The sequence below is a fragment of the Paracoccus methylovorus genome (assembly GCF_016919705.1).
GTDB lineage: Bacteria > Pseudomonadota > Alphaproteobacteria > Rhodobacterales > Rhodobacteraceae > Paracoccus > Paracoccus methylovorus.
The window spans coordinates 2,079,042-2,087,500 of the sequence record NZ_CP070368.1 but is presented as its reverse complement, the minus strand read 5'-3'; the positions used below and the strand labels follow the sequence as shown (position 1 = coordinate 2,087,500).

Genomic DNA, 8,459 nt, shown 5'->3' with positions numbered 1-8,459 from the left:
GATAAGCCATGGGGAGCTGAGAATAAGCTTTGATCCATGGATTTCCGAATGGGGAAACCCACCTGAAATCTGATTGTTGTTACCTTTCGGTATCAACAGTCGGGTTAACCAGGTACTTATTACCTGAATACATAGGGTTTTAAGAGCAAACCCGGGGAACTGAAACATCTAAGTACCCGGAGGAAAGGAAATCAACAGATACTCCCCTAGTAGCGGCGAGCGAACGGGGACCAGCCGAGCCGTGAGAATGACCAGAATGGCCTGGAAAGGCCAGCCATAGCGGGTGACAGCCCCGTATGGGAAGTTTGATCGGACGTATTAAGTAGGGCGGGACACGTGAAATCCTGTCTGAAGATCGGGGGACCACCCTCGAAGGCTAAGTACTCCTTGCTGACCGATAGCGAACCAGTACCGTGAGGGAAAGGTGAAAAGCACCCCGACGAGGGGAGTGAAACAGTTTCTGAAACCGGACGCCTACAAGCAGTCGGAGGGGCCTTGCGCCCTGACGGCGTACCTTTTGTATAATGGGTCAACGACTTGGTCTATCTAGCAAGCTTAAGCCGTTAGGTGTAGGCGCAGCGAAAGCGAGTCTTAAATGGGCGACTTAGTTAGATGGATCAGACCCGAAACCAGATGATCTAGGCATGAGCAGGCTGAAGGTTAGGTAACACTAACTGGAGGGCCGAACCCACACCTGTTGAAAAAGGTCGGGATGACTTGTGCCTAGGGGTGAAAGGCCAATCAAATCTGGAGATAGCTGGTTCTCCGCGAAAGCTATTTAGGTAGCGCCTCGGACGAATGCCCACGGGGGTAGAGCACTGCATGGATGATGGGGGCCCACAGCCTTACTGAGTCTAAGCAAACTCCGAATACCGTGGAGCAATATCCGGGAGACACACGGCGGGTGCTAACGTCCGTCGTGGAGAGGGAAACAACCCTGACCAACAGCTAAGGCCCCCAATTCGTGGCTAAGTGGGAAAGCATGTGAGACTTCCAAAACAACCAGGAGGTTGGCTTAGAAGCAGCCATCCTTTAAAGATAGCGTAACAGCTCACTGGTCTAGTCAAGAGGTCTTGCGGCGAAGATGTAACGGGGCTCAAGCCACGAGCCGAAGCTTTGGGTGTGCATTTATGCACGCGGTAGCGGAGCGTTCCGTGATATAAGCTCTTGCCTCTTCTATCCCTCGGGATAGCGGAGGCGCGAGCTTTACTGTGAAGCCGGGCCGTAAGGCATCCGGTGGAGTGATCGGAAGCGAGAATGTTGACATGAGTAGCGACAAACAGGGTGAGAGACCCTGTCGCCGAAAGTCCAAGGGTTCCTGCTTAAAGCTAATCTGAGCAGGGTAAGCCGGCCCCTAAGGCGAGGCCGAAAGGCGTAGTCGATGGGAACCAGGTTAATATTCCTGGGCCAGGAGATGGTGACGGATCGCAGAGGTAGTTCTTCCTTATCGGATTGGAAGGGCTGCTGAGTGGTTCCTGGAAATAGCCCTCCATGAGACCGTACCCTAAACCGACACAGGTGGACTGGTAGAGAATACCAAGGCGCTTGAGAGAACCACATTTAAGGAACTCGGCAAAATACCTCCGTAAGTTCGCGAGAAGGAGGCCCCGTTGGCAGGCAACTGTTGGCGGGGGGCACAAACCAGGGGGTGGCGACTGTTTACTAAAAACACAGGGCTCTGCGAAGCCGTAAGGCGACGTATAGGGTCTGACGCCTGCCCGGTGCCGGAAGGTTAAAAGGAGAGGTGCAAGCCTTGAATTGAAGCCCCGGTAAACGGCGGCCGTAACTATAACGGTCCTAAGGTAGCGAAATTCCTTGTCGGGTAAGTTCCGACCTGCACGAATGGCGTAACGACTTCCCCGCTGTCTCAAATGTGGACTCAGCGAAATTGAATTGTCTGTGAAGATGCAGACTTCCCGCGGTTAGACGGAAAGACCCCATGCACCTTTACTATAGCTTCGCACTGGCATCAGGATTGCGATGTGCAGGATAGGTGGTAGGCATTGAAGCGGAGACGCCAGTTTCCGTGGAGCCATCCTTGAGATACCACCCTTCGCACTCTTGATGTCTAACCGCGGCCCGTTATCCGGGTCCGGGACCCTGCGTGGTGGGTAGTTTGACTGGGGCGGTCGCCTCCCAAAGAGTAACGGAGGCGCGCGAAGGTTGGCTCAGAGCGGTCGGAAATCGCTCGTCGAGTGCAATGGCAGAAGCCAGCCTGACTGCAAGACTGACAAGTCGAGCAGAGACGAAAGTCGGCCATAGTGATCCGGTGGTCCCGAGTGGAAGGGCCATCGCTCAACGGATAAAAGGTACGCTGGGGATAACAGGCTGATGATGCCCAAGAGTCCATATCGACGGCATCGTTTGGCACCTCGATGTCGGCTCATCTCATCCTGGGGCTGGAGCAGGTCCCAAGGGTATGGCTGTTCGCCATTTAAAGAGGTACGTGAGCTGGGTTTAGAACGTCGTGAGACAGTTCGGTCCCTATCTGCCGTGGGTGTAGGATACTTGAGAGGAGTTGCCCCTAGTACGAGAGGACCGGGGTGAACGTTCCACTGGTGGACCTGTTGTGGCGCCAGCCGCAGTGCAGGGTAGCTATGAACGGACAGGATAAACGCTGAAGGCATCTAAGCGTGAAGCCCCCCTCAAAACAAGGTATCCCTTGAGAGCCGTGGAAGACCACCACGTCGATAGGCCAGAGGTGTAAGCGCAGCAATGCGTTCAGCTGACTGGTACTAATGGCTCGATAGGCTTGATTTGATCCGGAAGAAGACAGACCAGACGCTTGCAGATGCAAGCAAATGTCTCGCTTCCAAAAGCATCCTTGGACAACCATTCCCTCGGGAAACGCCGATTATCGCTTCTTTTCTGGTCTGGTGGCTTTAGCACGAGCAAAACACCCGATCCCATCCCGAACTCGGCAGTTAAGTGCCGTCGCGCCAATGGTACTGCGTCAAAAGACGTGGGAGAGTAGGTCACCGCCAGACCTGAAAAGACGCGATGATATCTCTCAAAACGATGAAAAACGGCGCGGGGTAGAGCAGCCCGGTAGCTCGTCAGGCTCATAACCTGAAGGTCGTAGGTTCAAATCCTACCCCCGCAACCAGAATATACAATGATTACAGTCGCTTAAAAGCCTCCCTCGCGGGAGGATTTTTGCGCTGCGCGAACGACTCAACGCTGACTCAACAAAAACGGGCTGCATGGGGAAACGGCGGCGAGACCGCGTCGCTGCAGGCGATTGACCCGGCTGACGGTAGGCGCATACTGGACAGATACCGACAATCCGGGGTCCACCAGATGATCGAAGAAGAACCGAACATAGTCACGTCGGGCAAAAGCCAGCGTGTCATCATCGACGGCCATCCTTTCTCCATCGAAATCTACCGTGCTGAAACGGATCAGAACTGGATGCTTGAGATCGTCGACCAGGATGGCACCAGCCACGTTTGGGACGATCAGTTCGCCTCCGACAAGGAGGCAAGAAACGCCGCTATCCAGGCAATCGAGGAAGAAGGCGCCGTCGCCTTCATGCGCGGTGATAATGTCATCCGGTTTCGGGGACGATGACGAGCGGCGCTGTCAGCGCCTGTCGACGTACGAACGGACGGTTAGGCTCTGCCTGGCGCTGCAGTGCAGCCTCCTGAAACCAGCCGTTCATGCTTACCGCAGCGATCTCAGCGGGGGGCTGTCTCCGATGCGGACAAAGCGGTCATCGAGAAGTGCTGTTAACTTGGCCTAAAACTCGATGGTGACTGACGGCGTGTTACGCTTCGCCTCGCCTTGGTAAACAACTTCGATGTTGTTGCCATCGGGGTCCAACGCGAAGGCGGCATAATACCCCGGATGATAGGCCCGGATACCGGGTGCTCCGTTGTCACGTCCGCCATGCGCTAGCGCCGCGCTGTAGAAGGCATCCACCGTTTCGCGATCCTTCGCTTGAAATGCTAGATGGTGCCGCCCCGTCAACTCGCCGGAAGCGGTCGCACTGTCAGCAGAAGATACCGTAAGCTCATCGGCTATGAAGTAGCCATTATCCGTGCTGAGCACTGGTATCCCCAACACGGACATTACCGCCGTGTAGAAGCGCTCGCTGGCTTGCAAGTCACGCACTACAAGCTGAATATGATCAATCAGGCGACCACGATGCAGTTGCATTGGTTTCCATTTCTTTCCGTGAAGTGTTTCGGGCGACGATACGCACAATTCTGAATGACCGGTAAGGGCTCTTCGCAACGTGCTGCTGCGCGGCATAACAATGCGATATGCACACACGGGCGATTGCATGACCGGCTATCGTGCTGCGCTCTCCAAGGTCGCAACTCATGCTCATTTGAGCAACGCAAGGTGAGTGAGGGACGGGCCGCGAGGCTGCCACTCGGAGCGATGCAGACCATCTCTTGAAAAACCCAACACGCTAGGTTATTTTATCTGATGGTTACGATTCATCGTGCACATGGCTTGCGCATCATCATCTTTACGGACGATCACGAGCCAGCTCATGTGCATGTGTTCGGGGACGGTCAGGCCAAGGTCAATCTTATTGGAACTGACGGTGCCCCGGTCCTTGTTTGGGCCGAAGGCATGAAGGCGAACGATCTGCGTCGCGCCATGCAGATTGTCCGTGACGAGCAGGCGCAGTTTCTTGCCAGATGGAGGGAAATCCATGGCTGACCTGACAGACGCCGAAATCGACGCTGCTCTCGAACGTGGTCGCATCGCGCAGCAAACCGAGCCCCGTGCGGCGTCAGCGCGCTATGATCGGAAAAGTGGACGGATCATCGTTGAACTGACAAACGGCTGCACCTTTGCCTTCCCGCCCCATATGGCACAGGGGTTGGAGACGGCCAAGGATGACGAGCTTGCCTCAGTCGAAATCCTTGGCGCAGGTTATGGGCTGCACTGGGAGGCACTCGATGCAGACCTTTCCGTGCCAGGTCTGCTTGCCGGGCTGTTTGGAACAAGGGCCTACATGGCTCGCCGGGCAGGACAGGCCACATCACCCGCCAAGGCAGCGGCAGCACGGGCCAATGGTGCCAAGGGCGGCAGGCCGCGCAAACAGGCGTAACGGTCGCGTTGATCGAAGGCCTTCTCAGAAGCCGCAGCCGGACAAATCGCGCCAGGCCCACGGTCCGTCAGGTCCTTCTCGATGAACCCGGCACAGAATGGAGCATGGTCATGGCATGGAGGCGGCACGCCTATTTGTCGCAAGCGGCCAGGGCATGGCTGGACCTCGTGCGCGAGGTCCACGGCGCCGACACGCATCCCAAGCCGGACGGGTAAGCTTCCGCGCTTTACGTCTCGGCGCAGAGCGGAGCGACAACCGCGTCGAGCACTTCCAGCGCATCCTGCGGAGAAAGCCCGATCAGGAAGCCGCGCTTGCCTCCATTGACCACGATGAGCGGCTGCTCCAACGCGGATTCATCGAGCGCCGCCCGAACAGGGCGTCTATGCCCGAAAGGGCTGATCCCGCCGACATGATAGCCCGTCATCTTCTCGGCCTTGTCCGGTTGCATCATTATCGCCGACTTCCCTCCGACCGCTGCTGCGAGGCGCTTCATCGACAGAACGCGGTCCACGGGAACGATCGCGCACATCCCTGTCCCATCCACCTCGGCAAGCAGCGTCTTGAAGACCCGGTCCGCAGGCAAGCCGATCGCCGCGGCCGCATGCATGCCGAGCCTGCCGTCCGCCCCGTCATAGTCGTAGTCGTAGATATAGGTTGTGAAGGCGATGCCTGCCTTTGCAAGCGCCCGGGTCGCCGGGGTTGCGGGATAACGTTCTGAACTCTTCATGTCGATCTTGCCCTTTTGGCGAAACTGCCCGTATACCGACGCCGCAATCGGCAAAAAAACGCCATTTCTTGCGTCTGCTCAATGAAAGAAACCGCCGTTCGGAGTTTGTTGCAACCCATGCCCGATCGAGCCGATCGGCGTATCCAGAACGATACATCTAAACGCTGGTTACAGGCGCGAAAAGCACTGAAGTAGATGCTGTCCCACGCCGTGGTGTAGGAGCGCCGACCTTCGGAGAGGTCAGGGCCTGATCAGGTAGCCACGGCGGGCAGCCTGACGGTTGGATTTTCGGTCACGCGGCCAAGCGTTTCAAGCGACATGTAGCGCCTGGCGACCGCCCATTCGTCGTTGGTCTCGAGCATCAGCGCGCCGACGAGGCGGATGATGGCCTCGTCGTTGGGGAAGATGCCGATGACGTCGGCGCGCCGCTTCACCTCGCGGTTCACCCGCTCCAGCGGGTTCGTGCTGGCGATCTGGGTCCAGTGCTCGCGTGGGAAGGACATGTAGGCCAGCACGTCGTCACGGGAGGCATCCATCAGCGCCCCGAGCTTGGGCTGCTTTTCGCGGAGCGCGTCGGCCACGATCTCCCACTGGGCTTCAGCCTCGGCCCGGGTCTCCTGTGCGAAGATCGTCTTCAGCATCGCAGCCACGGCGGTGCGCTGCTTGGCCGGAGCGTGAGCCAGGGCGTTGCGCATCCAGTGAATGCGGCACCTCTGGTGGGTGGCGTTGAAGACCCGACGTGCCGCAGCCCGCAGGCCCTTGTGGTCGTCGGCGATCACCAGCTTCACGCCGCGCAGGCCCGGACGACGCGCAGGTGATCCTTGGAACCGTGTCGCTGCATGACCAGACATTCGAGGACGCCGATACTATCGAATTCACCGACAAGCTGCAGGTGCTGCGCGCGGATGAGTTCGAAAGCGTGCAGGCGGCGCTTCAGCCATTCGTAGATCTGGCCGCGGACGCCAACTGAGGCCCCTGCCTTCTGTTCACACCTGCGCAGTGCGTCGCTCTCTGAGCGAGTCGTGAATGGCCGCTATCGCCGCTTGCCGCGCATGCGATGCCGCGACCTCACAGGCAGCTTACCGCCCTTTATGACGTTCGGCGGTAGGATGACCTGCGGTATGTCTGGCACTGTCCAGGGGGCCCAACTGTGCCTGTTTTGATGCGCGACAGAGGTGGTCTGCTAATGCGACCATTCCAGCGCAGCGAATCCCTGCCACTTTTTGAAACCATGAATCCGTGAACCGGGCCGGGCATGGCGCTGCGGTCGAGGCGTCTGGCGCTTCCCGCGGGGCTTTGCCCGGCCCGGCTATCACCTGCAGGACCGTGCCTGATCACGCAGTACGGCGTAATCGCTCATCATTCGCATCAGCACCGCGCCTTCGGGCATGGCCTCGACCTCGGCCGCCGCGCGGGTTTGCTCGGCGGTGCTGTAGACCACCACGGGCGGGCAGGGGGCGCTGTCAGAACTTGCCGTCGCGCAGCCGCTCAGCCAGAGCATCGCGATCATGAGGGCGGCGGCTGGCGGCATCGAGCATCCTTTGACGCGCATCATTGGTCCTTTCTAGATTTTCGAGGCGTTCGTTGGCGCGCCCGGCCTTCTCGCCGCTGCGCCGCGCGCCGAGGATGAACAGGATGGCGGCGGCGGCGATGGCCAGCCAGGACTTGAAGCGGGCCAGCATCACGAGGCCCGCCTGATCAGCCGGAACAGCACCCAGGCCCCGGCCATGACGATCAGCGCTGCCAGCGCGAAGGAGACCGGCCCGTCGCCCTGCAGCGTCCCGGTCAGCCCGGCAAGCGCGCCGCCCGCCGCTGTCAGTACTTCCGGCGTGACCAGCTTTCCGACCAGGGGCGGGACTGCGGCCTCGACCGTGCGCGACGAGACAAAACTGCCCTTCGACCACAGGCCGATCTCGGCCGCGCGGCGGTTGACCAGCCCGGTCATCTTCTTGCCGTCATTATAGACCCATCGCGCAAGCTGATCGGGCACGGCATCATGATCGCCGGCATTCAGCTTTCTGAGCAGGGTGGAACCAGCGAACTGCCCCTCGCCGATGTTGAAGACGAAGCTGGTCAGCGCCGCCCTTTGCCCATCGGTGAGCGGCACCTTGACCAGCCGGCGCAGGATATCCTCGGCCTCGCCCAGATCGTGCTCCAGCGCGGCCTCGGCCTGCGCCTCGGTGATTTTCAGGCCCTTGTGGACTGTCATGAAGCTGTCCGAGATATGCCCGTAACCAATGGTCCAGGGGGTGCCGTCCTTGCTGCCCGGATCGGGATAGGCTTCCAGCCGCAAGCCCTCCCAGCGCTTGACGTGCTCGATGGTTTCTTTCGCCACAGACATGATGTTCTCCAAATGAAAAACCCCGCGCGCTGGCGGGGTGGGTGGATGGTCGGGTTGGGCGTCGGTCAGTCGCGGGCGGGTCCGCTGCGTTCCAGCAGGCGTTTGATGTCGGCGCGCATCTCGCGCAGCATCTCGTTCTGTTCCTTGCGGGTTTCCGAGATCGCCTTACGGTCGGCGTCGAGCTGCTTTTCCAGCCTTGCGATCTCGCGCAGGGCGGTTTTGCTGCTGCCCTCAAGCCGCACGAGCCAGATGCACAGCCCGGTTGCCGCCATGATCGCGCCCCACCATTCGCGGATGCTGTCCATGAGGTTCTCTCCCATGGG

General features: G+C 59.1%; 10 protein-coding genes, 1 tRNA gene, 2 rRNA genes and 2 pseudogenes (1 of these 15 only partly in view). 8 read left to right on the top strand and 7 right to left on the bottom strand.

Annotation, left to right across the window (positions count from 1 at the left end; all coding sequences use genetic code 11):
• The 4 genes from JWJ88_RS10490 to JWJ88_RS10475 all read left to right on the top strand — a co-directional run.
• Nucleotides 1-2,760 (top strand): 23S ribosomal RNA (locus JWJ88_RS10490) (it extends 70 nt beyond the left edge of the window).
• 112 nt (nt 2,761-2,872) lie between these two features.
• Nucleotides 2,873-2,987 (top strand): 5S ribosomal RNA (gene rrf, locus JWJ88_RS10485).
• A 42-nt stretch (nt 2,988-3,029) separates the two neighbouring features.
• Nucleotides 3,030-3,106 (top strand) — tRNA-Met (locus tag JWJ88_RS10480).
• 194 nt (nt 3,107-3,300) lie between these two features.
• Nucleotides 3,301-3,570: a hypothetical protein gene (locus JWJ88_RS10475; protein ID WP_205293990.1), complete on the top strand. Its 270-nt coding sequence runs from the start codon at nt 3,301-3,303 to the stop codon at nt 3,568-3,570.
• 168 nt (nt 3,571-3,738) lie between these two features.
• Here the strand turns inward: JWJ88_RS10475 and JWJ88_RS10470 are convergent, their stop codons facing one another.
• Nucleotides 3,739-4,158: a VOC family protein gene (locus JWJ88_RS10470; protein WP_080622598.1), complete on the bottom strand. Its 420-nt coding sequence runs from the start codon at nt 4,156-4,158 to the stop codon at nt 3,739-3,741.
• A 276-nt stretch (nt 4,159-4,434) separates the two neighbouring features.
• Between JWJ88_RS10470 and JWJ88_RS10465 the strand changes: the two genes are divergently transcribed.
• From JWJ88_RS10465 to JWJ88_RS22175, 3 genes and pseudogenes are all read left to right on the top strand, one after another.
• Entirely contained in the window at nt 4,435-4,674 is a 240-nt protein-coding gene (locus tag JWJ88_RS10465) for a DUF4160 domain-containing protein (RefSeq protein WP_205293989.1), read from the top strand.
• Entirely contained in the window at nt 4,667-5,068 is a 402-nt protein-coding gene (locus JWJ88_RS10460) for a DUF2442 domain-containing protein (protein ID WP_205293988.1), read from the top strand. Before JWJ88_RS10465 ends, JWJ88_RS10460 begins: the two co-directional genes overlap by 8 nt.
• Nucleotides 4,978-5,283 (top strand): annotated as a pseudogene (locus tag JWJ88_RS22175) (LysR substrate-binding domain-containing protein); the annotation flags it as partial. The gene JWJ88_RS10460 and the pseudogene JWJ88_RS22175, both read left to right, overlap by 91 nt.
• Nucleotides 5,284-5,294: 11 nt before the next feature.
• On the opposite strand, the gene ybaK reads toward JWJ88_RS22175, so the two are convergent.
• Together ybaK and JWJ88_RS10445 are read right to left on the bottom strand one after the other, a co-directional pair.
• Entirely contained in the window at nt 5,295-5,849 is a 555-nt protein-coding gene (ybaK, locus tag JWJ88_RS10450; RefSeq protein ID WP_240200160.1) for a Cys-tRNA(Pro) deacylase, read from the bottom strand.
• Between the two features lie 197 nt (nt 5,850-6,046).
• Nucleotides 6,047-6,628: pseudogene (locus tag JWJ88_RS10445) on the bottom strand (IS256 family transposase); the annotation flags it as partial.
• On the opposite strand from JWJ88_RS10445, the gene JWJ88_RS10440 reads away from it, so the two are divergent.
• Complete coding sequence (locus tag JWJ88_RS10440) at nt 6,610-6,765, top strand: hypothetical protein (RefSeq protein ID WP_205295191.1); 156 nt, start codon at nt 6,610-6,612, stop codon at nt 6,763-6,765. The pseudogene JWJ88_RS10445 and the gene JWJ88_RS10440 overlap by 19 nt on opposite strands.
• 342 nt (nt 6,766-7,107) lie before the next feature.
• On the opposite strand, the gene JWJ88_RS22005 is transcribed toward JWJ88_RS10440, so the two are convergent.
• The 4 genes from JWJ88_RS22005 to JWJ88_RS10420 form a co-directional block, all read right to left on the bottom strand.
• Complete coding sequence (locus JWJ88_RS22005; RefSeq protein WP_256439708.1) at nt 7,108-7,236, bottom strand: hypothetical protein; 129 nt, start codon at nt 7,234-7,236, stop codon at nt 7,108-7,110.
• A 22-nt stretch (nt 7,237-7,258) separates the two neighbouring features.
• Nucleotides 7,259-7,477: a hypothetical protein gene (locus JWJ88_RS10430; protein WP_043132454.1), complete on the bottom strand. Its 219-nt coding sequence runs from the start codon at nt 7,475-7,477 to the stop codon at nt 7,259-7,261.
• Nucleotides 7,477-8,136 (bottom strand): lysozyme, encoded by a 660-nt coding sequence (locus tag JWJ88_RS10425; protein WP_205293986.1) that lies wholly within the window; start codon nt 8,134-8,136, stop codon nt 7,477-7,479. Before JWJ88_RS10425 ends, JWJ88_RS10430 begins: the two co-directional genes overlap by 1 nt.
• 65 nt (nt 8,137-8,201) lie before the next feature.
• Nucleotides 8,202-8,456 (bottom strand): YidC/Oxa1 family membrane protein insertase, encoded by a 255-nt coding sequence (locus JWJ88_RS10420; protein WP_205293985.1) that lies wholly within the window; start codon nt 8,454-8,456, stop codon nt 8,202-8,204.
• Nucleotides 8,457-8,459: the final 3 nt, after the last annotated feature.

What these genes read in the sequence shown, in the direction of transcription:
- JWJ88_RS10475 (WP_205293990.1), top strand. Translation starts at nt 3,301, where the DNA reads ATGATCGAAGAAGAACCGAACATAGTCACGTCGGGCAAAAGCCAGCGT.
- JWJ88_RS10470 (WP_080622598.1), bottom strand. Translation starts at nt 4,158, where the DNA reads ATGCAACTGCATCGTGGTCGCCTGATTGATCATATTCAGCTTGTAGTG.
- JWJ88_RS10465 (WP_205293989.1), top strand. Translation starts at nt 4,435, where the DNA reads ATGGTTACGATTCATCGTGCACATGGCTTGCGCATCATCATCTTTACG.
- JWJ88_RS10460 (WP_205293988.1), top strand. Translation starts at nt 4,667, where the DNA reads ATGGCTGACCTGACAGACGCCGAAATCGACGCTGCTCTCGAACGTGGT.
- JWJ88_RS10430 (WP_043132454.1), bottom strand. Translation starts at nt 7,477, where the DNA reads ATGCTGGCCCGCTTCAAGTCCTGGCTGGCCATCGCCGCCGCCGCCATC.
- JWJ88_RS10425 (WP_205293986.1), bottom strand. Translation starts at nt 8,136, where the DNA reads ATGTCTGTGGCGAAAGAAACCATCGAGCACGTCAAGCGCTGGGAGGGC.
- JWJ88_RS10420 (WP_205293985.1), bottom strand. Translation starts at nt 8,456, where the DNA reads ATGGGAGAGAACCTCATGGACAGCATCCGCGAATGGTGGGGCGCGATC.